The sequence below is a fragment of the Devosia sp. P3_B2 genome (assembly GCF_056402875.1).
In genome coordinates this window covers 467,254-492,109 of the sequence record NZ_JBFUGO010000001.1, presented here as the reverse complement: position 1 = coordinate 492,109, position 24,856 = coordinate 467,254, and the positions used below count along the sequence as shown (strand labels likewise).

The 24,856-nt window shown below is 64.6% G+C and carries 23 protein-coding genes; 4 read left to right on the top strand and 19 right to left on the bottom strand.

What is annotated here, in order from left to right; all coding sequences use genetic code 11:
- Positions 1-32 precede the first annotated feature (32 nt).
- Positions 33-1,583 carry an alkaline phosphatase family protein gene (locus AC1DV8_RS02360; RefSeq protein ID WP_477156327.1) on the top strand — a complete coding sequence of 517 codons (1,551 nt, stop codon included), beginning with the start codon at positions 33-35 and terminating at the stop codon, positions 1,581-1,583.
- A 93-nt stretch (positions 1,584-1,676) separates the two neighbouring features.
- Positions 1,677-3,143 (top strand): M81 family metallopeptidase, encoded by a 1,467-nt coding sequence (locus AC1DV8_RS02355; protein ID WP_477148102.1) that lies wholly within the window; start codon positions 1,677-1,679, stop codon positions 3,141-3,143.
- A 1-nt stretch (position 3,144) separates the two neighbouring features.
- Here AC1DV8_RS02355 and AC1DV8_RS02350 read toward each other — a convergent pair whose 3' ends face one another.
- The 11 genes from AC1DV8_RS02350 to AC1DV8_RS02300 all read right to left on the bottom strand — a co-directional run bounded on the left by AC1DV8_RS02350 (position 3,145) and on the right by AC1DV8_RS02300 (position 13,557).
- On the bottom strand, positions 3,145-3,813 hold the full coding sequence (locus tag AC1DV8_RS02350) for a phosphatase PAP2 family protein (RefSeq protein ID WP_477148103.1): 669 nt from the start codon (positions 3,811-3,813) through the stop codon (positions 3,145-3,147).
- 68 nt (positions 3,814-3,881) lie between these two features.
- Entirely contained in the window at positions 3,882-4,898 is a 1,017-nt protein-coding gene (locus tag AC1DV8_RS02345; RefSeq protein WP_477148104.1) for a class I SAM-dependent methyltransferase, read from the bottom strand.
- Positions 4,899-4,967: 69 nt separating this feature from the next.
- On the bottom strand, positions 4,968-5,738 hold the full coding sequence (locus AC1DV8_RS02340) for an enoyl-CoA hydratase/isomerase family protein (RefSeq protein WP_477148105.1): 771 nt from the start codon (positions 5,736-5,738) through the stop codon (positions 4,968-4,970).
- Positions 5,739-5,742: 4 nt separating this feature from the next.
- Positions 5,743-6,936 (bottom strand): CaiB/BaiF CoA transferase family protein, encoded by a 1,194-nt coding sequence (locus AC1DV8_RS02335; RefSeq protein WP_477148106.1) that lies wholly within the window; start codon positions 6,934-6,936, stop codon positions 5,743-5,745.
- A 17-nt stretch (positions 6,937-6,953) separates the two neighbouring features.
- Entirely contained in the window at positions 6,954-7,718 is a 765-nt protein-coding gene (locus AC1DV8_RS02330; protein WP_477148107.1) for an SDR family NAD(P)-dependent oxidoreductase, read from the bottom strand.
- Positions 7,715-8,896, bottom strand: coding sequence for an aldose 1-epimerase family protein (locus AC1DV8_RS02325; RefSeq protein WP_477148108.1), 1,182 nt, complete (start codon positions 8,894-8,896; stop codon positions 7,715-7,717). Before AC1DV8_RS02325 ends, AC1DV8_RS02330 begins: the two co-directional genes overlap by 4 nt.
- Positions 8,897-8,905: 9 nt before the next feature.
- Positions 8,906-9,238 carry an L-rhamnose mutarotase gene (locus AC1DV8_RS02320; RefSeq protein ID WP_477148109.1) on the bottom strand — a complete coding sequence of 111 codons (333 nt, stop codon included), beginning with the start codon at positions 9,236-9,238 and terminating at the stop codon, positions 8,906-8,908.
- 3 nt (positions 9,239-9,241) lie between these two features.
- The gene (locus AC1DV8_RS02315) at positions 9,242-10,156 is read right to left on the bottom strand and encodes a carbohydrate ABC transporter permease (protein WP_477148110.1); all 915 of its coding nucleotides are present in this window, start codon (positions 10,154-10,156) and stop codon (positions 9,242-9,244) included.
- Positions 10,143-11,078, bottom strand: a complete 936-nt coding sequence (locus tag AC1DV8_RS02310; RefSeq protein ID WP_477156326.1) for a carbohydrate ABC transporter permease — start codon at positions 11,076-11,078, stop codon at positions 10,143-10,145. Before AC1DV8_RS02310 ends, AC1DV8_RS02315 begins: the two co-directional genes overlap by 14 nt.
- Positions 11,079-11,107: 29 nt before the next feature.
- Positions 11,108-12,373 (bottom strand): ABC transporter substrate-binding protein, encoded by a 1,266-nt coding sequence (locus tag AC1DV8_RS02305; protein ID WP_477156325.1) that lies wholly within the window; start codon positions 12,371-12,373, stop codon positions 11,108-11,110.
- A gap of 29 nt (positions 12,374-12,402) precedes the next feature.
- Positions 12,403-13,557, bottom strand: coding sequence for a mandelate racemase/muconate lactonizing enzyme family protein (locus tag AC1DV8_RS02300; RefSeq protein WP_477156324.1), 1,155 nt, complete (start codon positions 13,555-13,557; stop codon positions 12,403-12,405).
- An 82-nt stretch (positions 13,558-13,639) separates the two neighbouring features.
- On the opposite strand from AC1DV8_RS02300, the gene AC1DV8_RS02295 reads away from it, so the two are divergent.
- Positions 13,640-14,329, top strand: coding sequence for a GntR family transcriptional regulator (locus tag AC1DV8_RS02295; protein ID WP_477156323.1), 690 nt, complete (start codon positions 13,640-13,642; stop codon positions 14,327-14,329).
- Between the two features lie 69 nt (positions 14,330-14,398).
- On the opposite strand, the gene AC1DV8_RS02290 is transcribed toward AC1DV8_RS02295, so the two are convergent.
- From AC1DV8_RS02290 to AC1DV8_RS02280, 3 genes are read right to left on the bottom strand one after another with little or no spacing between them, the layout of a single operon-like run.
- Positions 14,399-15,415, bottom strand: coding sequence for a zinc-dependent alcohol dehydrogenase family protein (locus AC1DV8_RS02290; protein WP_477148115.1), 1,017 nt, complete (start codon positions 15,413-15,415; stop codon positions 14,399-14,401).
- 18 nt (positions 15,416-15,433) lie between these two features.
- Complete coding sequence (locus AC1DV8_RS02285; protein ID WP_477156384.1) at positions 15,434-15,865, bottom strand: cyclophilin-like fold protein; 432 nt, start codon at positions 15,863-15,865, stop codon at positions 15,434-15,436.
- Positions 15,805-16,995 (bottom strand): MFS transporter, encoded by a 1,191-nt coding sequence (locus tag AC1DV8_RS02280; RefSeq protein ID WP_477156322.1) that lies wholly within the window; start codon positions 16,993-16,995, stop codon positions 15,805-15,807. Before AC1DV8_RS02280 ends, AC1DV8_RS02285 begins: the two co-directional genes overlap by 61 nt.
- A gap of 111 nt (positions 16,996-17,106) precedes the next feature.
- On the opposite strand from AC1DV8_RS02280, the gene AC1DV8_RS02275 reads away from it, so the two are divergent.
- A complete protein-coding gene (locus AC1DV8_RS02275; protein ID WP_477156321.1) occupies positions 17,107-17,994 on the top strand; it encodes a LysR family transcriptional regulator in 888 nt (295 codons plus the stop codon).
- Positions 17,995-18,018: 24 nt separating this feature from the next.
- On the opposite strand, the gene AC1DV8_RS02270 is transcribed toward AC1DV8_RS02275, so the two are convergent.
- From AC1DV8_RS02270 to AC1DV8_RS02250, 5 genes are all read right to left on the bottom strand, one after another.
- Positions 18,019-20,400: a glycoside hydrolase family 2 TIM barrel-domain containing protein gene (locus AC1DV8_RS02270; protein WP_477156320.1), complete on the bottom strand. Its 2,382-nt coding sequence runs from the start codon at positions 20,398-20,400 to the stop codon at positions 18,019-18,021.
- 13 nt (positions 20,401-20,413) lie between these two features.
- A complete protein-coding gene (locus AC1DV8_RS02265) occupies positions 20,414-21,061 on the bottom strand; it encodes a YesL family protein (RefSeq protein ID WP_477156319.1) in 648 nt (215 codons plus the stop codon).
- A 70-nt stretch (positions 21,062-21,131) separates the two neighbouring features.
- Positions 21,132-22,679 carry a DUF3502 domain-containing protein gene (locus tag AC1DV8_RS02260; RefSeq protein WP_477148120.1) on the bottom strand — a complete coding sequence of 516 codons (1,548 nt, stop codon included), beginning with the start codon at positions 22,677-22,679 and terminating at the stop codon, positions 21,132-21,134.
- A 77-nt stretch (positions 22,680-22,756) separates the two neighbouring features.
- Complete coding sequence (locus tag AC1DV8_RS02255) at positions 22,757-23,719, bottom strand: carbohydrate ABC transporter permease (RefSeq protein ID WP_477156318.1); 963 nt, start codon at positions 23,717-23,719, stop codon at positions 22,757-22,759.
- On the bottom strand, positions 23,719-24,585 hold the full coding sequence (locus tag AC1DV8_RS02250) for an ABC transporter permease (protein WP_477156317.1): 867 nt from the start codon (positions 24,583-24,585) through the stop codon (positions 23,719-23,721). The genes AC1DV8_RS02255 and AC1DV8_RS02250 overlap by 1 nt, the downstream gene beginning before the upstream one ends.
- Positions 24,586-24,856: the final 271 nt, after the last annotated feature.

The following is a 24,856-nucleotide window of genomic DNA, read 5'->3' as shown; positions in this document are numbered from 1 at the left end:
CATCAATGCCCGCGAGTTTCGCGAGAGCCCGAATGACCGACCGCCCCAACATCCTCCTGATCTGCGCCGACCAGTGGCGCGGCGACTGCATCTCGGCGCTCGGGCACCCGAATGCGAAAACCCCGAACCTCGATGCGCTGATGGCCGACGCGGTGACCTTCACCCGGCATTTCGGCCAGTGCACGCCGTGCGGCCCGTCGCGCACCAGCCTTCTCACCGGGCAGTACCTGATGAACCACCGCTCGGGGCGAAACGGCACGCCGCTCGACCGGCGCCACACCAATATCGCGCTCGAGGCGCGCAAGGCCGGCTACGATCCCGCCCTGTTCGGCTACACCGACACCACCCCCGATCCGCGTGGGCTGCATCCCAACGACCCGGCGCTCACTGCCTATGACGAAGGGGTGATGCCAGGCTTCTCCACCCCGCTGCACCTGCCCGAGGACATGGACCAGTGGGTCTCGGACCTCATCGCCAAAGGGTACGACCTACCGGGCGGGCGTGCCGACGTGTTCCGCCCTCGCCCGGGCTTCGAAAAGCCCACCGACCGCGGCTTCCGCTACATCCCCACCGTGTTCAAGGCCGAGGAGAGCGAGACTGCCTTCCTCACCGATGAGTTCCTCAAGTGGCTGCTGGTGCGGCGCGACAAGCCGTGGTTCGCGCATTTCGTGTTCTACCGCCCGCACCCGCCGCTGATCGCGCCCGAGCCGTACAACGCGATGGTGCACCCCGCCGACGTGGAGTTCCCGGTGCGCGCCGCCTCGCCGACCGAGGAAGGCCGGCAGCACCCGCTGCTCGATTACGCCATCGAGACGCTCCGCCAGCCCAGCACCTATGACGAGCACAACCCGCAGGATCTCGTCGCCGCCGACGAGCTCGAAATCCGCCAGATGCGGGCCACCTATTACGGGCTGATCGCCGAGGTGGACCGGCAGCTGGGGCGGATCATCCAGCACCTCAAGGACACCGGTCAGTACGACCGCACGCTGATCGTCGTCACCTCGGACCACGGCGAAGTGCTGGGCGAGCACTATGTGTGGGGCAAGGAGATCTACTTCGATCCGGCCTTCCACCTGCCGCTGGTGATCCGCGATCCGCGGCCCGCGGCCGATGCGGCTCGCGGCCGGCGCGTCACCGAGTTCACCCAGGCGATCGACGTGATGCCCACGGTGCTCGACTGGCTCGGCCTCGACATTCCGCGCAGTTGCGATGGCGCCTCGCTAGCGCCATTCCTCCGTGGCGAGACCCCACGGGACTGGCGCGATGCGGTGTACTTCGAGCACGATTTCCGCGACGTCCGCACGCAGAAGCCCGAGACCGCGCTGGGCATTGTGTCCGACCAGTGCGCCTACGCGGCGATCCGCGACGAGAAGTTCAAGTACGTGCACTTCGCGGCGCTGCCGCCACTGCTGTTCGACATCGCCAAGGATCCGCATGAGCAGGTGAACCTCGCCGATGATCCGGCCTACACCGATGTGGCGCTCGACTATGCCCGCCGCATGCTCGACTGGCGGCTGAGTTCGGGCGAGCGGGAACTGACCAATATGTCGGTGGGAGCTGGCGGGTTGTTCGTCCGCAAGTAGCGATGTTCCGCGCGGCGGAACCGGCGGCGATTGACCCTGTGGCAGCGGGCTTCCAAGGTTAGGGCGACCCGTTCCGCAGGAGCCGCCATTCCCATGCGCCTGTTCATCGCCACCCTCGGCACCGAGACCAGCACCTTCGCCTCATTCCCGACCGGCATCGACGACTTCAAGGAGTGCTTCTGGGCCGATGGCAATATCGAGACCGTGCCGACCTCACCCTGGTCCGCGCCAGGACAGATCTGGCGCCGTCGCGGCCTCGAGCGCGGCTGGGAGGTGATCCAGAGCCTCTTCGCCTTCGCAAACCCGGCCGGGCCGACCATCAAGGCCGACTACGAGGCGATGCGCGACCGCATCCTCGATGACCTCCGCGCCGCCGGCCCGGTGGATGCGGTGCTCTATTACCTGCACGGCGCGATGATCGCCGACGGCTACGACGACTGCGAGGGCGACCTGGTGAAGCGCACCCGCGAGCTGGTGGGCAAGGACACCCGCATCGGCATCGAGCTCGACCTGCATGGCCATATCGACAACACCCTCGTCGACAACGCCGACATCATCGTCATCTACAAGACCTACCCGCATATCGACCACGCCGAGCGCGCCGAGGACCTGTTCGCCCTGATGGAGCGCACGCTCAAGGGCGAGATCGAACCTAAGATGGCGCTGTTCGACTGCAAGACCATGGGCCTCTTCCCGACGACCATGGACGGCCCGATGATCGCCTTCACCCAGTCGCTCTATGACGGCGAAGGCAAGGACGGCGTGCTGTCGCTATCGCTGAACCACGGCTTCCCCTGGGCCGACGTGCCACTGGCCGGCGCCAAGATGCTGGCCGTTGCCGACCGCGACCAGGCCATCGCCGACCGCGCGGCGAAACAGTATGGCGAGGCCTTCTACCGCATACGGGCCTCGGCGACGCTGCCCTTCACCTCATTTAAGGAGGCGATCGAGCAGGCCACGATCAAGGGCGACAAGCCGCTGCTGATCGCCGACACCTCCGACCAGATCGGCAGCGGCGCGCCGGGTGACACCACCCATGTGCTGAAGGCCTTCATCGACGCCGGCATCCGCAACGCCGTGGTGGCGCCGCTGTGGGATCCCTCGGCGGTCAAGATCTGCTTCCAGGTTGGCGTTGGCGCGAAGCTGAAGCTCAGGATCGGCGGCAAGTTCGAGCCGCATTCCGGCCCACCCCTCGATGCCGAGGCCGAGGTGCTGTTCCTCAAGCGCCACGCCCACCAGGACCACCTGCCCGGCGAGCGCATCGAGATCGGCGACGTCGCGGTGGTGCGGGTCGAGGGCATCGAGGTGCTGCTGACGACGCTGCGCACGAACCTCTATTCGCTGAGCTTGTTCTCGCTGCACGGCATTGCGTTCGACGACAAGCAGGTCGTCTCGATCAAGAACCTCTACAAGCACAAGGACCTGTTCGTGACCAACACGCGGGGCCAACTGTTCGTCGCGACGCCGGGGACGAGCAACCCGAACTGGCATGAGCTGCCGTTCAAGCGCCTCACCCGGCCGATCTGGCCGCTGGACGCGGACCCGCTGGGATTGGACTGAACTAGCCGCGCTCCTTGGCCCGTTCCCTGACGAAGTGCGCGGCGGTGGTGCAGAGCAGCGCCCAGGCCGCGCCCAGCGACCAGCCGGCCAGCACGTCGGTGGGGTAGTGCACGCCGAGATAGATGCGGCTCACTCCTACCAGCACGGTGAGGAGGATCGCGGTGGCGATGTAGAACAGCTTCAGCCACCGCTCGGGCGTTGCTTCGGCTAGCATGGCGCCGATGGTCAGGAACACTACCGCCGAGACGGTGGCGTGGCCGCTCGGAAAACTGGCGGTGAACACCTGGGCCACCCCGGTGAGGTCTGGCCGCGGCCGGTCGAACAGCGCCTTCAGCACGGTGCTGATGACGGTGCCGCCGACCACGGCGAACACCATGAACCAGCCGGTGCGGTGCTTGCCCACCAGCAGCAGATAGGCAAACACGACGAGGACGATAATGCCCAGTACCGAGAAGCTGCCGAGCGAGGTCACATCGCGCACCGCTTCCTCGAACCATGCTGGCCCGATCGGATCGGCCGGATCGCCGGGCGTACGCAACGCCATCAGCACCGCGTTGTCGAGGTCGAGCGTATCGCCTTCCACCACCTCGTCGGCAAGCAGGCCGAACCCGCCGAGCAGCGCTGCAACGGCGAGCGCGCCGGCATAAACGGTGGAGGGCGTCTTGTGCATGGGTTCCCTGTGCGAAGCAGCTGCAGACTAGCCAACAGGTGGTGTTGCGGCCAGCCGCATGCCAGCCGCTACTTCCTGGCGAGAAGAACCTTGAAGCTGCCGTTCTCGGCCAGGACGGACGTAGTCGAGAAGGATGATCGCAACTCCCGCTCGTAGGGCAGGTGCCGGTTCGCCACGCAGACGAGATGGCCGCCAGTGCGAAGTGCCTCGGCGGCGACGCTCAGGAACCTGACCCCCAGATCGACATCCTGCGCGCCTTCCCGATGGAACGGCGGATTGGTGACCACCCAATCATACTTGCCGCGGCCGACGCCATCGCGGACATCGGACCAGTGATAGCCGACCGAGCGTCCGGCCGCCGCTGCCGCCAGATTGTCTTCGGCAAGGTCCAGCGCCAGCTTTTCCGCCTCGAACATATCGAGCTGCCGGATACGATCATAGCGGCTCAGCAGCGACGCGCTGAGGTATCCCCACCCTGCCCCCAGATCGGCAACCACCCCCTCGATGCCTCGCGGCAGGTTGGCGAGAAGAAAGTCCGATCCGGGATCGATCCGGTCCCAGCTGAAGATGCCCGGAACTGACTTGAACGCACCGCCGGCGATCGGCTTCGGCTCGCCGAGTGACAACCATTCGGTCCAGGTCTGGTCGCGGTCGCCATCGGCGCTTCGCGTCATCCAGAAGACTCGGCACTTGGCCTTGGAGACGCGCCCCCGGATCTCGGTAAGCCTGGCGACCGCCTTTTCGTAGGTGGCGGCTCCGATGGTATTCTGCCCGGCGCAGACGAGGGTTCCGCCCGGAGCGAGATGGGAGTGGCCGCGAGCGATGTTAGCGTAGTTTTCCAGCCGGTGCGGCGTCAGCACGCAAAGCCCGACCTCATAGGTGCCCTCTAGCCGGGTCGTCACCCTGAGGCCGCCACTCCGCATGCGCTCGTAGGCCGGCTTGTAGGTTTGTTCCCCGACCAGCTCCTGGCCGAACGTCTGCTTCAGCGATGCACTGAAATCGCCCCGAAGCACGAAGGCGTTCTTCGGCTCAATCAGGCCATCCTGAAAGGGGATGGTAAGTACGTCGAAAACGCTCTGGCTCATCCCGCTTCCACTTGGCCGCCGCCAAAGCGGACATGCGCGGAACATACATATCGGTCGGGCCGATGACCATTACCGCCGGTTGAATACCGGGGTGCGCTTTTCCTTGAAGGCGGCGCGGCCCTCGCGGGCGTCTTCGGTGGCAAAGCAGATGGTCTGAAGGTCGCGCTCGTAAGTGATGGCGTCGGCGATCGACATTTCCCACGCGGCGCGCAGGTTGAGCTTGGCTGTCTCTGCGGCGATGGGCGCGCGAGCAGCGATGGCAGCGGCGATCTTCCTGGCCTCGGTGAGGAGATCGGCCTGCGGGACGACGCGGCTGACGAGGCCCCAGCGCTCGGCGGTTGCAGCATCGATCGGGTCGCCGGTCATGATCATCAGCGCGGCATTGGAGGGACCCACTGCGTGGGCGAGGTTGACCGCCATGCCGCCGCCGCCGATCCAGCCGAGCTTGATCTCGGGGGCGGCAAAGCTGGCGTTCTCCGAAGCGATGCGGATATCGCAGGTCATGGCGGTTTCGAGGCCACCGCCGAAGGCGTAGCCGTTGACCGCGGCGATCGAGGGCTTCAGCAGGGCGCGAATGGCATCGCAATAGTCTGGGCGATTGCGGAACGCCCACGGCGTCTCGTAGTCGTCGAGGGTGCGGATGTCGGAGCCGGCGCAGAAGGCCTTCTCGCCGGCCCCGGTCAGGATGACGCAGCGGATCTGGTCGTCGATGTTGAACGCATTGACGGCAGCAACCAGCGCATTGGCCATCTCGGGCGTCATGGAGTTGAGCTTTTCGGGCCGGCTGATGGTGATGATGCCGATGTGACCGTCGCGCTCGACGAGGATGTTGTCGCTCATGCGCTCATGCTCCGTTCTCTGCCACCGCGCCCTTGGCTAGTAGCCGCTCGATGGTGGCGTCGTCGTAACCGGCCTCGAGCAGCACGTCGCGGCTGTGCTGGCCGGTGACCGGCGCGCCACGCTCTACCTTGCTCGGGGTCTTGGAGAACCGGATTGGGAAGCCCGGGGTCTTCACATGACCCTCGGTCGGGTGGTCGTACTCGACGAAGGTGCCGTTGTGCTTGATCTGCTCGTCTTCGACGAGGTCGGCATAGCCGTAGACCGGGCCGCACCAGATGTCGGCGGCACGCAGCAGTTCCAGCCACTCGGCGCTGGTCTTGGTCTTCAGCCGGTCGCGGGTCTTCGAAAAGATCTCGTCGCGACGGGTCCAGGTGTCCACCTCGTCGTCCATATCGAGGAAGCTCGGCTCGCCGATGGTCTGGCCGAGATTGGCGAGCTTGGGGAAGGCGACGATGATGAAGCCGTCCGAAGTGGCGAAGGCGCCGTAGGGCGCGCGGATATAGACATGGGCGTGCGGCTCGGCGGAGCGGACCTGCGGCTTGTTGCCGACGGTGAAGACCGACAGTTCCTGCATCTGGATGGTGGTGATGGCGTCGAGCATGTTGACCTGCACCAACTGGCCCTCGCCGGTCCGCTCGCGATGCAGCAGTGCAGCAAGCGCGCCCTCGAAGGCGGTGTAGGCGGTGATGCCGTCGACCAGATACTGGCCCGCCGCGTTGGGCGGCTCGCCCTCGCGGCCGGCCGACAGCATGGCGCCGGACATGCCCTGCAGCACCAGGTCCTGCCCAGGGCGGTTGAGGTAGGGGCCATCCTCGCCGTAGCCGGAGATCGAGACGTAGACGAGACGCGGGTTGATCTTCGACAGCGTTTCGTAGTCGACGCCGAGGCGCTTGGCGACGCCTGGGCGATAGTTCTGCAGGAACACGTCGGCGGTCTTCACCAGTTCAAGCAACACGGCCTTGCCATCGGGGTCCTTGAGGTCCACGGCAAGCGAGCGCTTGTTGCGATTGAGCGAGAGGAACGAGACGTTGACCTTGTTGCCGCGGGCGCCGCCGGCAGCGGTGTGGCGCTGCCACTCGCCGGTCACCGGCTCGACCTTCACCACATCGGCGCCGAGATCGCCCAGACGCTGTGCCGCAAACGGGCCGGCCATGGCGATGGAGCAATCTAGGACGCGATAGCCGCTGAGGATACCCATGACGTGGTCTTTCGGTGTTAGTGCATGACCCAGCCACCATCGACGTTGATGGTCTGGCCGGTGATGAACGAGGAGGCGTCGGAGGCGAGGAACATCAGGATGTTCGAGATATCCTCGGGCGTGCCGCGGCGCTGGATCGCCTGGTGGTCGTAGATGCGCTTCTCGTAGGCGGCGAGATCGGGGTGGATCTTTTCAGCATCGGTCGGGAAGGCGCCGGGCGAGACGGCATTGGCGGTAATGCCGTATTTGCCGAACTCGCGGGCCCATGAGCGGGCGAGCCCGACCAGCGCCGCCTTCGACTGCACGTAAGGTGTGAGATCGGACCAGCCGCCCGAGAGGGTGACCGAGGCGATGTTGATGATGCGGCCACGGCCGGTGGCTTTCATGTGCGGCAACGCCACCTGCACGCAGACAATACCGGCATCGACATTGATGCGCTGGACCAGCTGCATCTCTTCGATCATGTACTGCTCGAACGGTTTTGACGGATAGATCGCGGCGTTGTTGATGACGATGTCGAAGCCGCCGACTTCGGCGGAGAGCTTCTCGAGGCCGGCGCGAAGGCCCGCGAGATCGGAGAGATCGAGTGTGCCGACGGTGAGGCCATCGAGGCCGGCCGCTGCTTCCCGCAGCGCTGCCACCTTCTCGGCATTGTTGTCGATGGCGACGACCCGGGCACCGGTCTTGAGGAAATTGACCGTGGTCTGCAGCCCGAGGCCGCCGGCGGCGCCAGTGTAGAGAATGGTCTTGCCGGCAATGGAGCCGAAGTGATCGCCACTCATGACCGCCCCGCTATCAGCAGGTGGTTGTTGGACGGCGTCGGGTAGTCGTCGTCCGGCTGGCCGGAGATAGCGCGGATGCGGGCTTCCGAGGCGGCGATGGCGGCAGCATCGGGCAGGACGCGGAACGTCGTGTCGTAGCGACGCTCGTCGCCATGCTGCAGCCAGATCATCTCGCCGCGATCTCGGGCCGCCTGGTTGCCGAGCACGTGGTGGGTCGAGGGCTCAATGCCGAGCGCATACTGGCCGGCTTGCAGGTTCTGCCACTCATAGAGGCAGGGGAACTGGTCCTTGCGGGTGGTCACTTCGAAGCCGAGGCCTATCCGGTCGTTGACCAGCGCCACGTGCTGCTCGCCATTGGCATCGGCGCCGAGCTCGTGCTGCCATACCTGTTCGTGGAAATCGTGCTGCGGTGCCGGCAGGGTGCGATAGCCGACGCCCTGCTTGCGGTAGCTGTCCCCGGCGTGGGCGGCCCAGACCACGTCCTTGATTGGCGCGAGGTAGCGCGAGCCCTCATCGAGCACCGGGTGGGCGACGTTGATGTGGTAGCAGTACATGTGCGGCGTCTTGTAGAAGCCGTGATTGGCGACGTGGTCACTGAGGCGGATCTCGTTGCCGCCAACATCGGCCTCGATGCGGCGGATCAGGTGCAGGTCCTCGCCGAACACGGCGGATTGCTGCACGACGCCCTCGGCCCAGAGGATGCAGCGCTCACCCTCCCAGCGCTCGCCATAGCCGGTCAGGCGCGCGGGAATGGTGCCGACGCGGCCATGCAGCGAGTGCTTCACGGTCTGCTTCGGCGAATAGACGTAGGTCTCGGCCGACACCTCGTTCATGAACAGGATGTGGTCGAGGCCGCAGGTGACCAGTAGCCCCGAGAACGAGCGCGCCCAAGCGAGCCCGCCCTCCCCTTCGTACTCGTGGAGGCCCGGATGGCGGAACCCCGCGGGGGAGTGCCAGCCGATGGCCCGACCATTGTGCTCGCAATCGGCGATGTCCATGGCGCGATCGACCAGCACGGTGAAGCGCAGGCCCGAGCCGGTGCGGAACTCGAGCAGGCGGATGCCGCGCTCGACGCCATCCTCGAGTGTCATCAGGCGGACGCCTGCGAACTGCGAGAGCATGCCCGAACGTTCAGCGACGGCGCGGCGCGTGAGCGTCTCCTGGTAGAGATCGACCAACAGGGCCTCCTAATCGAGGTGATAGACTTCCGGCATCATGCTCCACCACTCGGTGTCGGGGGCAGAGGCGAGGCGGGCCTGGCAGGGATCGGTCAGCGCCAGCCAGCGCTTGGTCACCGCAAGCTCGCCGAGGATCTTCATGTCGGCCGCATAATCGGTGCCGGCATATTCCCAGTAGCCGAAGAGCAAGTTTTCTGGCTCGCGCAGGTAGATCGAGTAATTCCGGATGTTGGCGGCAGAAAGCGCCGCATTCATCTCCGGCCACGGCTCGGCGTGCAGCTGCTTGTACTCGGCAAGCTTCTCCGGCTTGACGCCGATCACCATGCCCATGCGTTCAACCATTGCCTACTCCTTGGTGCCGCCGGCGGTCATGCCCGAGACCAGGTAGCGCTGGGCAAAGAGGAACACGATCATCACCGGGGCGATGGCGATCAAGGTGGCAAGCGCCAGCGCCGAGAGCGAGATCGTCGTGGACGCGGCATTGGTCGGGTTGAACGACGGCACGTTCGACAGCAGTTCGGCGAGGCCAACCTGGATCGGCGCCTTGCGGCCCGGTAGCGTCACGTAGGGCAGGAAGTAGTTGTTCCAGTTGCCGGTGAAGTTGAAGAAGCCGACCAGCGCGATGACCGGCGTCGCCAGCGGCATCGCGATCTTCATGAACACCTGGAACTCGTTGGCGCCGTCAATGCGTGCCGCGTCGAGAAGATCGCGGGACACCGCCGTCGAGAAGTAGATGTAGGTGAGGTAGACGCCGAACGGGAAGAACGAGAACGGCAGGATGGCGGCGAGCGGATTGCCGATCAGCCGCACCGCGCTCAGCTCGAGAAAGATCGGCAGCACCAGCGCCGTGCTCGGCACCAGCATGACGACGAGCGTCGTCGCCAGCAAAGCCCTGCGGCCGCGGAATTCGGTGAGCGCCATGGCGTAGCCGGCCGGGATCGAGATGAGCAGCGTGATCACCAGCGCCGCGATGCAGTAGAACGCCGAGTTGCCGATCCAGGTCCAGATCAGGCCGCCCTGGAAGGAGACGAGGCTCTGCCAGTTGGCGAAGAGCGTGCCGAGATCGCCGATGGCGAACGGCGCTTCGAGCAGCAGTTGTCGGTCGGTCTTGGTTGGGGCGACCAGCAGCCACAGGAGCGGCACGATGAAGAACAGGGCGAAGACGATGAGCAGCAGGATGCCGAAGACGCGGCCGAGCCACGCTCCCGGCGACAGATCCTGGGCGCGCCCGCCGACGAAATCCGAACTAGGCGCGCTCAAAGAGACCACCCTTGAAGACGAAGACGATGGAAAGCACCAGCGCGACAGCCAGCAGCACCAGCGAGATCGCCGCCGAGCCGTTGAAGTCGTTCTGTTTGAACGCGTAGAGGAACGCGAGCTGGTTGAGCGAATAGTCCAGGGGAACCACGCCCCGGCTCGCCTGGGAAAGGACGCGCGGCTCGACGAAGAGCTGGGTGCCGCCGGCGAAGGACAGGATCACCATATAGGCGATCCACTTGCGCATCAGTGGGATCTGGATCGACCAGGCGATGCGGATGGCGCCGGCACCATCGACGCGGGCGGCCTCGATGACATCCTTGCTGATGTTGTTGAGCGCGCCGTACATCACGACGATCCAGCCGCCGGCACCGGTCCAGAACGCGATGACCGCGAGGACGAAGGGCAGCCGGGTGGCCTCGACGGCGCCCACCAGCGAAGTGATGCCCAAACCCTCCAGCAGGAACGAGACGGGGCTGACCGTCGGGTCGAGCACGAAGAGCCACAGCATGACGCTCGAGGCGCCCGCGAGAGCTCCGGGAATGTAGTAGACGAAGCGCATGCTGCCCGAGAGCCAGCGGATGCCGATCGAATGGACCAGCAGCGCCAGCACCACGACGAGGACCACCAGCAGGATCAGCCAGACGACGAGGAAGATGCCGACATGCTCGACCGCGGGCAGGAAGCGGTAGTCCTTGAAGACCTTGGCGAAGTTGGCGAAGCCGACAAAGGCGCCCTTCTTGGTGAAGGCCAGATAGACAGCATAGAGCGCCGGCATGATGCCGAAGAACATCAGGAAGAGCGTGTAGGGCCCGGCGAACGCAACGCCGATACGGCGCTGCGCCCGTTCAACACTGCCGTTTCGCGCTCTGGGCCGCTGCCCGCCCTCGAGCGGGCGGACAGCGGATTGGTCGAGACTAGTCAAGTTGGCAGACTCCGGGACCCTTGCTCGGATTATTCGACGGTGTAACCGACGACCTGAGCTTCGTTCTTCATCTCCTGCTGCCAGTCGGCAGCGAGGTCGGTCATGGTCTTGCCTGCGGCGAGGCCGGGCGTGATGACCTTGGCCCATGCGGTTTCAGGCGAAAAGTTCGGGTAGCCCCAGCCGCTCCAGACGCTGGACGCCGCAGCCGAGATCGCCGCCTTGAAGTCGCCGGAGTAGAAGCCGCTGGCCGCCTGCGCATCGAGCCACTTCTCGGCAGCCGACTTGTAGGCCGGCAGACCGCCGGTGCCAGCCGTCTTCTCGTCGGAGACGATGAACTGCAGGAAGGTCTTGACCGCATCGGGCTGGGTCGTGTGGCTGGAGGCATACCAGACGCCGCCGCCCACGTTACCGGTCACCTTGTCGCCGTCCGTCCAGGAGAGCGGCTCGGCAGCCACCCAGTCGCCGGCCTTGGCATTGACGCCGCCCGGGTTCTGGAAGAGCGCGCCTGCGTACCAGGCCGGGCCCGGGATGGCGACGAGCTTGTCGGCGGTGGCGACGAAATTGGCACCAAAGACGCTGTCGAGCGTCAGGGTCTTGTTGGCGACCATATGGTCGATGAGCGCACTCACCTTGACCGAGTTCGGCGCGGAGGTGTCCGACTTGAAGGTCTCGCCTTCGACCTGGAAGATCGGCGCCTGGCCGGACCAGTAGTAGATGTAGGGGCCTTCGAACGCATCACCGATGCCCCCGAGGAAATAGCCCGGGTGATCGGCGGCGAGCTTGTCGCCCAGCGCCTGGTAGTCTTCCCAGGTCTTGGGGGCGTCGTAGCCGAATTCCTTGAGCAGGGCCTGGTTGTACCAGAACAGCACCGGCGCGAGGTCATTGCGGAGGCCGTAGACCTTGCCGTCGATGGTGACGGGGTCGAGCGCGCCCGGCGTAAAGCCATCGAGGAAGGCCTGGTCGAGGAAGCCCTCGTTCAGCACCTGGGCGAAGGGCTGCACGCCATTGGTCTCGCGCGAGACCCAGGCGGCGTCGTTGTTCTGGGTCGAGAACACCACGTCCGGCCAGCCTTCGCCGGCCTGATCGGCAAGGCCGATCTTGGTCTGGAAGGTGCCCGAGGCGCCTGACGAACCATCGTCGACGACGAGGTTCACCTTCACTTCCGGATGCGCGGCGATGAACGCCTCGACGGCCGGCTGGCGGGTTGCGTCGGCCCAGACGGTGATTTCCTGGGCGAGTGCTGCGCTCGCGGCGAACATCGCCGAAAGCGCAACAGTAATGCGCAGAAGCTTCATGGTGGTCTCCTCCACTTAGAGCGTTGTGGTTATTCGGCCGCGCGCTGGCTGTTGCTGACACGCGGGTTATGCGGGGCCTCGCCGAGTTCGGTGCGCGGCAAAAGCGTTGGGCGTGCCCAGTCGCGGCGGGCGGTCTCGTTGAGCACGAGGCCGTGGCCCAGCCGGTCCGGCGCGTAGGCCCAGCCGTGACGGATTTCGACGGGCTGGTCGACCAGGTGGTCGAAGTTCTGGAACGAGTATTCGAGCCACTGCACCTCCGGCAGCGCGCAGGCCGCGTGGATGCCGACTTCGAGGAAGGTGTTGCCGAGGCTCACAGGAACGCCGCGATCGGCGGCAAGCCAGCCGATGCGCATGACGTCGGTAACCTGGCCGTGGACGTTCAGGATGTCGGTGCCACCGGCCTCCATCAACAGCCGCTTGCCGCGGGCATCGAGGTATTCGCCCGAATTGATCAGCGTCCAGCTGGCCGCGTCCTTGAGCATCTTGAGGCCGACGAAATCGTCGCGAAGGATCGGATCCTCGACCCAGAGCAGCTCGTGGCCGGCGTCGCGGATGGCGGTGAGCTTCACCAGCGCTTCCTTGGCGCCCCACGCTTCGTTGGCATCGACCATGACGAGAGCATCCTTGCGGACGACGTCCTTGAGGATCTTCAGCCGGTTGAGGTCCCAGTCGAAATCCGGACTGCCGACCTTGATCTTGAAGGCACGGTAGCCGATCGCGTCGGCGTGGGCAAAGAAGCGGGCGAACTCTTCGTCGCTCAGGTGGAAATCAAGCCCGCTGGCATAGGCTTCGACGCGTTCGCGGCGGCTGCCGAGCAGCTTGTGCAGCGGCAAGCCGACTTCCTTGGCCGCCAGATCCCACAGCGCAACCTGCAGCGCTTCATGAAAGGGCAGCGTGTATGCACGCTGGTTGCCGCCGCGCGGGCGGCTGACGCGATGGACGAGCGCCGCCGGCGGCTGGCCTTCGAGACTTGGCCAGGCTTCCGAGCGGAATACACGCTCGATCTCCGCCTGATCGGGTAGCGGATGAAACAAGGTCTGGATAAACCCCAGCCCGACCGCGCCGGTATCGGCAATCAGTTCGAGCGCCGCTATGTTCACGTCGTCGGCGCGGACTTGGCTGTCGCCGATGACGCGATCGCGGGCAAACTGGAAGCGGGTAATGCGGAACTCGACAATGCGCATGCGATCGGTCTCTAATAGACTAATTGAGCCATCTGATTTATCAGATGGCGACGCTAATAGACCAGATCAGGGGGCGAGGCAAGTGGCCCGGTACGAACAGACGATGGCAACGGCGGAAACCGGCGGCGCGGGCCGACTGAGCGACCTGGCTTACCGCCGCATCCTCGAAACGCTGTTCGACCGGAAGATTCCTGCCGGCGCGTTCCTGTCGCAGAACGATCTGGTCAAGCTGCTCGGCATTCCTGTCGGACCGCTGCGCGACGCGCTCAAGGTGCTCGAAACCGAAGGGGTGCTCACCGTGCATCCACGATCGGGCATCCAGTTCGTAAAGCCGGGGCTCGAGCTTACCCGCTCCACGTACCAGTATCGCGGCATTCTCGAGCGGGCAGCGGTGGCCGTTTATGCCGAGACGGCGGATGACGGCGAACTCGCTGAGATGGAGCAACGTCACCGTGCGGCAATCGCGGCGATCGAGGCGGCCGGCTTAACCGAGGCGAACAAGGAGGAACTGGAGAGCCTCGAACGCATCCTCCACAACGCCATCATCGGCAGCCTCAACAACCCGCTGATCGACACCAGCTACAAGCGCATGCACAACTACCTGCGCCTCGTGCGCCTCGATCGCAAGCTGACCGCCCCGCTCGCCCTGCGGTCGCTGAAGGAGCACATGGAAATCATCCTCGCCTGCCGCCAGCGCGACCCGGAGAAGGCGGTCGCTGCGCTCTCAGCCCATTTCACGGCAGCGCTGCAGCGGCACATGGGACTGTACTAGGTCGAGGGCGCGCCACGCCATTCCGACTGCGTTCGCCGGAATTTCCATCTAACGTCCCTTTGCCGAAAGCTAGACGTGCAACAGGGTCTTGATGGCGCGTCGCTCGTCCATGGCACGGTAGCCTTCCGCCACGTCCGCGATCGGCAGTTCGAGATCGAACACCTTGCCCGGGTTGATCTTGCGCGTGAGCACGAGATCCATCAGGTGGGGCAGAAAGCGGCGCACCGGCGCCGGCCCGCCCAGCAGGTTCTTCTGGGAGAAGAACAGGAACTGGCCATCGAGTTCGACGCCATGCGGTACGCCCACGAAGCCGATCGAGCCACCCGGTCGTGCCGCGTTGATCGCCTGCAGCATCGACTCGTTCGTGCCGACGCATTCGAGCACCGAGTCGGCGCCGACGCCGCCGGTCAACTCCCTGATGCGACCGACGCCCTCATCGCCGCGCTCCGTGACGATGTGCGTCGCCCCATATTCGAGCGCGAGATCCTGCCGGGACTTGTGGCGGCTCATCGCGATGATCTGCTCGGCGCCCATTTGCTTTGCGGCAAGCACACCCATGAGGCCAACCGCGCCATCGCCGACGACGGCAACCCTCGAGCCCGGCTGCACCCGTGCGGCATCGGCCGCGTACCAGCCGGTCCCCAGAACATCGGACACCGCCAGCAAACTCGGAATGAGATCATCCGAGGGGATGTCGGCCGTCGCCAGGAGGGTGCCGTCAGCCAGAGGCACGCGAGCCAGCGGCGCCTGCGCGCCACTCATGAATTCGCGCTGTTCGCAGGACGACTGGAAGCCATACTTGCAATGCGGACATGTATTGTCCGACGTGGCGAATGAGCCGACGACGAACTGGCCCGGCCTGACGGTCTTCACGTCGCTGCCGACCTCGACCACCACGCCGCAATACTCGTGCCCCATGTGCTGCGGGCTGGTGATGGCTGCGAGACCCCTATAGGGCCAGAGATCCGAGCCGCAAATGCAGGTGTAGGACAGCCTGATGATGGCGTCGGTGGATTTGAGTATTTTCGGTTCGGCGACATCTTCGTAGCGAACGTCACCGGGGGCATGGAGGACTGTTGCGAGCATAGGTATTCTCCTTGAATTCTAGGTGGTGGAACCGGTGTCCACACGCTCGATCCGCAGCGGAAATCGGCCGCGAACGAGCAGCGGCTCGAACCCGCTCTCGAGGCGACCGAGGCGGATAAGGCCGCGCGACCAGCGATATCCGGCGTAAAACAGCGCGAGGTTGCCCCACGGCGCGTAGTAGCAGAGGTCACCTGGTTGCTCGTTGCCGAAGGGCCCGCTGCCCACCTCGGTGAGCTTTCGCGGAAGGTAGGCGATCTTCTCGTTGTCGGCATAGTTGTCGATGGTGAGGTCGAGCGGCAGCATGGAATGGAAGTCGCGCGCCGAAGGATTGTCGTGGAGCGCGGCGCTCGTGATCTGGCCGTTGAATACGAGGCGGACCTTGGTCTCAGTCATGGGTTCATCCGCCGGGTCGAGCGCCACGCCACGAAGGCCAGCAGCGAAGATCCGCAGAGAAGTGCGGCGCCCAGGGCGAAGGGGCTCCACCAGCCGGCCGAGTCGAACAGCAGCCCTCCCGCTCCGGCGCCCATGGTGATGGCGAACTGGATGATCGCGACCTGCAATCCACCGCCGGCTTCGGCGTCGTCCGGCAGCGTCTTCGCCAGCCAGGCGCCCCAGCCTACCGGCGCTGCGGTTCCGAAAAAGCCCCAGGCCAGTAGCAGGCCCGCGACTGCGATCGGCATCCCGTTGCAGAGGATGAGTGCAACCGCGAGGACGGCCATCACCGTGGGGATGGTGACGACGATGCTGAACAGGCGCCGCTCGAGGAGGCGGCTGATCACCCAGGTCCCGGCCACCCCCGCCAATCCCATGACCAGCAGGATGGTGGAGAGGGTCGCCACCGAGACACCGGTCACCGTTTCGAGATAGGGCCGCAGGTAGGTGAAAAGGGCGAACTGGCCCATGAACAGCAGCATGATTGCAGCCATCCCCAGGGCGACGGGCGGTCGCTTCAGCAGCCGGAATACGTTGCCCTGGCCCTCCGCACCGCGGGGCGGCAGCGAAGGGAGCACCATCCACTGCCAGACGAGGGCAAGCGCCGCTGAGGGAACAACGAAGAAGAAGGCGCCGCGCCAACCGATCGCATCGCCCAGCAGGCTACCCAACGGCGCCGAGATCGTCGCTGCGATCGCATTGCCGGCGTTGAGCATCGCGAGTCCCTTCGGCACGTCACCGTCAGGAACGAGGCGCATGACGATGGCGGTCGACATCGACCAGAAGCCGCCGATGGCAAGGCCAAGCAGGGCCCTGCCCCCCATCAGCCACGCATAGTTGGGGGCGAACGCGACCATGGCCCCGGACACGATCAGCAGGGCCGAGAACGACAGCACGACGATGCGCCGATCGATTTTGCGGGTCACGTGAGCGACGAACAGGCTCGTGACGACAGCGAATAGTCCCGAGATGGAGATCGCCTGGCCCGTCTGGCCTTCGGTGATACCGAGATCGCCCGCAATCGGCGAAAGCAGGCTTACCGGCATGAATTCCGACGCGATGAGCACCGCGACGCACAATGCCATCGAGACCACTGCACCCCAGGCGGCGGGGGAGCGTGCGAGCTTGTTCTCGTAAGTGGCGTCCATGAGCTTCGATCTCCGGACACCAACATAGGTCGACGCCGCTCAGCGGATTAGCCATGGGAATTCGCATGGACCTATCGATCTGTGATATAAATCGAGCGGGGAGATCGACCGATGCGCAGACAAGAGCTGGCCGACATGCTCTGGTTCATGACCGTCGCCGAGGAGCGGAGCTTCACGAAGGCCGCGGCGAAACTGGGGACCTCGCAGTCGACGGTCAGCCACACGATCCGCAAGCTCGAGGCGCGCCTGGGACTGCGGCTTCTGACCCGGACCACCCGAAGCGTTTCTCCCACTGAAGCAGGAGAACGCCTTCTGCGCTCACTGTCGCCGCGCATCCGGGAGATAGAGGGCGAGATCGACGGCCTGATGTCGTTCCGCGACAAGCCGTCCGGCACCGTGAGGATCACTGTGTCCGACCATGCCTTCGAGAGCGTCGTCTGGCCGAAGCTGGGGCCGGTGCTCAAGGATTATCCGGACATCAAGCTCGAACTCCGCCGCGACAATGGCTTTCGAAACATCGTCGAAGAGCGCTTCGATGCCGGCGTGCGACTGGGTGAAAGCCTCGACAAGGACATGATCGCAGTGCGCATCGGTCCCGATTGGCGTCAGGTGGCAGTGGCGTCTCCCGCCTATTTCGAGACGCACCCCATCCCCCAGGCGCCCCAGGACCTTGTCGCTCATACCTGCATAGGCATGCGCTACGACACGTCCGGGAGCCTCTATGCCTGGGAGTTCGAGAAGGACGGCCGTGCGTTGCGGGTGCGAGTGGATGGCCAGCTGACCTTCAACACCTCATACCCGATGATCGACGCGGCGCTGCAGGGGTATGGCATCGCGTACGTGCCGGAAAACCTCGTGGAACGGCAAATCGCGGAGGGACAACTGGTTCAGGTCCTCGACGATTGGTCCCCGATGTTCGCCGGCTACTACCTATACTACCCGAGCCGGCGCCAGAACTCGCCGGCATTCTCGGTGGTAATGGAGGCGTTGCGGGCCTGATCAAGGACGCGACGCCCGGCCTGCTTAGGTCCCGCACTCCACCCGAACGTCCGGGAGGCCCGGAGCGCTCAGTCGCAAGGTTGCTCGACCGTTGGGCCGGACGAACACGATGAGCCGGCCGTCCAGCGTTTGGCGATGCTGCGCGGCGTACGGGGTGCTGTCGCTGAGGTCGCCGTTCTCGAGCCCCAGCAGCGCACCGTTGTCCACTTCGGCCGTCACGACCTTCTCGTTGCGAGCCACCTCGCCGCGCTCGTCGCGGAGCGTACACTCGATCTGAATGATGCCCTCGGGTGTGAGGCCGGCGTCGGCGCAGCGGCGCTCGGCGTCGGCAGGTGCCTGCCATGCGATGGCCTCGAGCCTGACCGCATCGCCCCGCGGCCCGAGCTCGTCCGTTGCGACAACCTCACCGTCGCGGCGTGTCTCGAGCAGCAGGGGGAAGGGGCGCGGCTCGGTTGCGGCGACCCAGTAGCCGTCCTCCTCGTTGCGGGTGAGCGGAAGCTCCACGCCCCCGCAGGTCAGTCTGGGTTCTCCGTTGCTGAAGCAGAGGACCTCGACGGCTGGCCCGGCAGTGCCGTCCCAGAGGCGCGACAGGGCTGGGTGCGACCAGAGGTTCTGCTGCTCGGCCTGCCCTCCATGCGGACGGGTCACGATGTAGGCCATGGGCTCGTCGGACCACCAACTGCGGCGGAGGTGGAAAGTGTGCTTGCCGAAGCCTGCGACCGTCAGCAGGCCCGCAGTGGAGCCATGCCAGGGCCACCCGCCCGTCTCCCCCAGGTAGTCGATGCCGGTCCATAGGAACTGGCCAGCGATGTAGTCGTTACGGACGACCGCCAGCCAGTCGGCGTAACGGTGCCAGTTCTCGCTGCCGAGCATCGGCTGGTTGGGGAACTGGCGGTGATCCGCCTCGTACAGGTGTTCCTTGTAGTTGTAGCCCACCAGGTCCAGCGGCTCGAGGAAGCCGGTATGGCGGGAGAGTTCGGGGAAGGCCGAGCCGACCGTCACGGGCCGCGTGGAATCCTTCCGCTTGACGATGTCGGTGAGCCGGCGCGCGATCGTCGCAAGGCGCCGGGCGTCGGGCCGATTTGGGTCGTAGGCGCGTTGCTTGGCCGACTTATTGGCGTCGTTGTTGCCCGTCATCGCCTCGAACCGGGCGCTGGCGTAGGGATCATTAGGGTAGTCGATCTCGTTGCCGATGCTCCAGGCGATGATCGAGGGATGGTTGCGATGGACGTCGACCATGTTGACCAGGTCGCGCTCGTGCCATTCGTGGAAGTCGTTGGCGTAGCCCTGGTGGCGCGGCGGATAGACGTTGTGACCCTGCCACCACTTGTTCTTGGGGTTTTCCCACTCGTCGAACGCTTCATCGATGACGAAGAAGCCGAGCGCGTCGCAGAGCCCGTAGAGTTCCGGCGCGTGGGAATTGTGGGCCATGCGCACGCCGTTGCAGCCCATGTGCTTGAGTGTGAGCAGCCGGCGCAGCCAGACCTCGGTGGGCACCGCCGTGCCAAAGGGACCGGCATCCTCGTGCAGGCACACGCCCTTGAGCTTCCGCGGTTCGCCGTTGATGAAGAAGCCATGGTCGGGGTCGAAGCGGAAGGTGCGGATGCCGACCGTTTCCTGGTAGGTGGCGCTCCCATTCGGCCAGGTCAGCGTGGTGGTGAGACGATAGAGGCTCGGATTGGCGTCGCTCCAAAGTTCCGGCTGTGGAACCTCACCCGTGACGTCGACGTCGGCCGATCCTTCGGCAGGCACCCTGGCCTGCGCAATGAATGCGTGCACCCGATCGGTGGTCAGTGACCGTAGCTCGTGCCGCACGTCGACCGTCACGGTTGCGGAAGTGTCGTTGCAGAGCGACTGGGCAATCCGGACAGTGGCCTTGGAGGTATCCGCGGCGACGGTGGTAAAGGCGGTGCCATATTCGGCAACCCGCACGGCCTCATGCACTTCAAGCTCGACTCGGCGGTTGATGCCTGTGCCGTTGTACCAGCGGGAATCCGAGATGTCGGTGTGCTCGACCCGGACGCTCACGACGAGGTCGTCGCTGTTGGCGTAGGAGAGGATCTCGGTCAAATCGAAAGAGAACCGGGCATAGCCCGAGGGCCGGCCGCCGACATTGTAGCCGTTCACCCAGACCCGGGCGTTCTTGTAGACGCCGTGGAACACCAGCCGGACGTGCTTGCCGGCGAGATCGCCGACCTCGCGCAGCGAGACATGCGCCCGATACCAGCCGATGCCGCCCGGCAGGTAGCCGGTGCCGCTTGAATGGGATTGCGAGAATTCCTGCTCGACGCTCCAGTCGTGCGGCACGGTGACCGCGCGCCAGGTGGAGTCGTCGAACCCCTTGGCCCACGCGTCGGGCTGGTCCGCGAGGGTGAACTGCCACTGGCGGATCTCGAATTTATGCATGAGGCGTCGGCCCTTATGTCTGATCTGCCCGCTGCGCGGCGATGTACTTGCTGAAGATGCGGGTGAAGAGAAAGCCGTTGACCACGGCGATGCCGGCGAAGCCGACCAGGAGCCAGAAGAGGCCGTACCCGGTCACCTGCGGGTAGAAGACTGTGATCGTGACGCAGAGCGCGATGAGCGCCAGCGTGGCCAGTGCCGTCAGCGGGTGCTTCCACGACAGCAGTCGCGCGTTGCGGAGCACGTCGCGCGTGCGGCCTTCGAAGTTCGCGAGATACGGGAACACGAAGAGCGCCGCCGCCACGACGGTGAAGGCGAGCACGTACCAGATCGCCAGCAGCACGAGTTCGGCTAGCGCACCGAACGCGAGGTTGGTCACGACGACATACCACGCGGCGAGCACGCCTATGAGGAGCGCAAGCACCAGCCCGATTACGGTTGCCTGACGGAAGTTGCGCCGGAACGAGCGGAAATAGTCGCCCGTGACGGAGTTGCACTCGCCGGTACTGATCCGCATGGCGGTGAAGTTCAGGGCGGTCAGCGAGGCGCCCAGCGTCACCACCGGGATCGAGGTGGCGATGAACAGCAGGTTGAGGATGATCACGTCGGCGAGCCTGGTCAGGCCGCGCATGAGTGCGGAGTCCGCCGAAAACAAGCTGTCCACTCGTCTATCCTCCGAGAAGGCCGGGCGGGCCTGCGCGCTAGCGCATACCGCCCGGCCTCTGGTCAGGCGCTTAGAGGCCGCGGGCCGCCTTCCAGGCGTCCATGTCGGCCTGGATGGAGGCGCGCGCGTCTTCGTAGCCGGCGTCCATCAGCTTCTGGCGCATCTCGGCGACAGCCGCGGCGGGATCGTCGAACTTGCCGTATTGCAGCTGCGGGATGTACTCGGAGAGCACACCGGCCATCGCCGCGAGCGTCGGATCGATGTTCTGCTTATTGATGAGCAGCGTCGAATACGGGTAGTCCTTCGCTGTGGCGGCAAGTTCAGCGATGATAGCGTCCTTGTTAGGCGCCTGAGTGGCCAGCTTCGGCTCGAATTCGTCCGTGCGACCCCACCAATAATCGGTGCCGAGAGCCATCGTCGAGGAGTCCCAGTCCGCCGGGCGTTCCAGCACACCGTCGGCGTTGATGGTGTAGTCGACCCCCTCGATGCCGTAGTTGAACAGCATGTAGATCTCTTTGTCGTTGCGGATCAGGTCATAGACCTGAAGAGCCTTCTCCGGGTTCTTGGAGTGCGCACTGACCGCCATGGCGCCGTGCGTGAAGATGTCCTTGAAGAAGTTGCCGTTCTCCTTGCCCCAGTAGAAGAATTTCGGGTCGGAGCCAGGCTGCTTGGTGTTCATGTTATAGACGATGTCGTTGACGAACGTCTGCGTGTGGTGCTGGTCGGCGCCCGAGAGGCCGGCGTAGAACAGCTCACGCGGCTCGCCGTCGAAGTTCAACGCGTCCTCGCGCCAGACGCCGATCTCGTTCCACTTCTTGGCGATGTTGGCCGCCTCGATCAGGGCGTCACCCTCCATGTACCATGAGGTGACAGTGTAGGGGTCCGACGCCTTGGTGTGGAACGGGGCGTAATTGCCGGCGCTGATCCCCTGGAGCGTCTGGAAGTCGGTGTGGCCCTGGATGTAGCCGGTCAGGGCCGCCTCGTTGGCGCGCGCGACGTCCCACGGATAGGCGTCGGGCTTGTTGGCCTTCACCCACTCGAAATACTTGGTGAAGTCCTCGAACTTGGTGATCTCGCCGTTCTCGAAGCCGGCTTCCTTGGCCCAGTCGCCGCGGTAGAAGAAACCGTGGTTGGTGTACTGGGTATAGTTGTCCTCGGGCATGAAGTAGATGTTGCCGTCGGCGAGCTTGGTGAGGTCCCAATGGCCATCGGCGTCGACCTGTGCCCAGGTCTTGGGGGCATTGGCCTGAAGCATCTCGGGTGATAGTGGCAGGAACGCGCCCTTCTCCGAATTCTCCCACGCATAGAGCCAGTCGGTCGCGGTGCCGATGAGGTCGACATTGTCGTCGCCCGAGAGCAGCTGCACGTTGTACTGCGTCTGCCAGTCGGCCCATTCGACAAAGAACATGTCGAGCTTGGCGTTGGCCTTCTTCACCAGCAGCTCGTTGAGCTTTTCGAGCATCGCCTCCATGCGGCCGTTGGTGGGCTTGTTACCCATGGTCAGCATGGTGATTTCGGTGGGCGCATCCTGGGCAAGCACGCTCGCCGTCAGCGCCGGCGCGCAGATGCCGAGGGCCAGCAGCGCCGCCCCGACCCGTACGACATTCCTTCTTTTCATTTCAGGCTCCTCCTCTGAATTCGTTGCTTTGCGTTTTTCGCGGTCAGTTCCCTCGGCCGCGTAACTTGGTCAGGCGGTCATCCCTTCACTGCGCCGATGGTTATGCCGCTGACGAAGTATTTCTGGATGAAGGGGTAGAGCAGCAGGATCGGGCCGATGGCCACGACGGCGCTCGCCATCTTCAGGGTGTTGCTGGGCAGGTCGGTGACACTGACATTGGAGCCGGCCACCGAGTTCTTCAGTGCGTTGGCCGTGTTGATGACGTTGTAGAGGTGGTACTGCAGCGGTTTGAACTCGACCGTGCTGCCTAGATAGAGCGACGACAGGTACCACTCGTTCCAGTAGCTGAGCGCGAGGAACAGGCCGATCGTCGCCAGCGCCGGCTTCATCATCGGCAGGCACAGCTGCGCGAAAATCCGGAAATCGCCGGCGCCGTCGACCTTGCCGGACTCGATGATCTCGTAGGGCACGGTCCGCATGAAGTTCTTCATCAGGATGATGAGCCAGGGGCTCATCAGCAGCTGCAGGAAGACCGCGAGGTAGTTGCCCCTCAAACCAAGATCGCGCGCGATCCATAGGAAGGTCGGCGCAAGGCCCGCCGAGAACAGCGTCGTGAAGTAGATGAAGAACGAGATGTGGTTGCGGAAGGGGAAGTCCTTCCGGTTGAGCGCGTATCCCGTCATCGCGATGACGAAGAGGCCGATCGCTGTGCCGAACACGGTCATCGTGATGGTGACGACGTACGAGCCGATGATCTGCCTTGGGGCCTTGAAGATCCACTCGTAGGCCGCGAAGGTGAAGTCCTTCGGCAACAGGCCGAAACCAGTCTTCATGATCGTCGACTCGGTCGAGAACGAGGCCGAAACGATCAGGACGAATGGCACGAGGCAGAACAGCGCGAACAGCGTGATCGTGACGTAGGAGATCGTCTGGAGCACGTAGTCGCTACTGTCGAGCTTGATCGCCCTAGGTTTCGCCGGCCCGATACCGACGCCCTCTGACCCCACGATGATGCTGTCGTTGCTGGTTTGATCGGTCATCAGAACAGCGCGTAGTCCTTGTTGATCCGGCGCACGATCCAGTTCGCGGTCATGACGAGAGCGAAGCCGAACAGCGACTGGTAGAGGCCGACGGCCGTGGACGTGGTGAAGTTGTTCTGCGACAGCACCATCCGGTAGACCGAGGTCTCGATGATGTCGGTCATCTTGAACAGCGAGGCGTTGTTGCCGATCAGGTTCCAGAACAGCCCGAAATTGCCGTGCATGATGCTGCCCAGCGAGAACAGCACCAGGATGATGAAGGTCGGCTTGAGGCTCGGCAGCGTCACGTAGCGGATGCGCTGCCAGGCGGAGGCGCCGTCGACGGTGGCCGCCTCGTAGAGGCTTCGGTCGATGCCCATAATCGCTGCGAAGTAGACGATCGAGCCGTAGCCGGTCGACTGCCACAGGTGCACCATGATGATGATGAGCGGCCACGCGCCAGCGACGCTGTAGATCTTGATCGGGTCGCCGCCGGTCTGCTTGATCAGGGCGTTCAGCGCGCCGGTGTCGTAGTTGAGGAGGTTGAAGGCAATGACGCCGACGAGCACGGCCGAGATGAAGAACGGCAGGAACATCGCCGCCTGGCTGATCTTCTTGAAGAAGGTCGACCGGATCTCATTGAGCATGATCGCGATGGCGATCTGCAGGATGTTGCCGAACACGATGAAGGCGAGGTTGTAGAGGATCGTGTTCCGCGTCAGCATCCAGAGCTGCCCGGATTTGATGAGGAATTCGAAATTCTTGAACCCGACGAACGGGCTACCGAAAATCCCGTCGCGGTAGTTGAAGTTCGTGAATGCGATCCACGCTCCGGGGAGCGGGCAGTAGTTGAAGATGACGAAGAATACGACCGCTGGAACGCACATGAGCAAGAGGATCTTGCTGTCTGCGAGTTGCCTTAGCAGGGACTTTCGCCGCAAGGGCGTATCCGTTCCCGACATCTTCCCCCTCTCTGCCGCCAGTGCGGCGTCCTTCAGGACGCACTGCCACTGGGGCTAGGACTGACCGTCGATGCCAGCAGCGCTTCGGTGCGCCCGAAGCCAGCCGGCGAAGTCGACGACGTTATCGAAACGCCAGGATTGGCTCAGCGCAGAGCCAGCAACGCCAGTCGCCTCGGCCCATGCGGGGTCGAAAAAT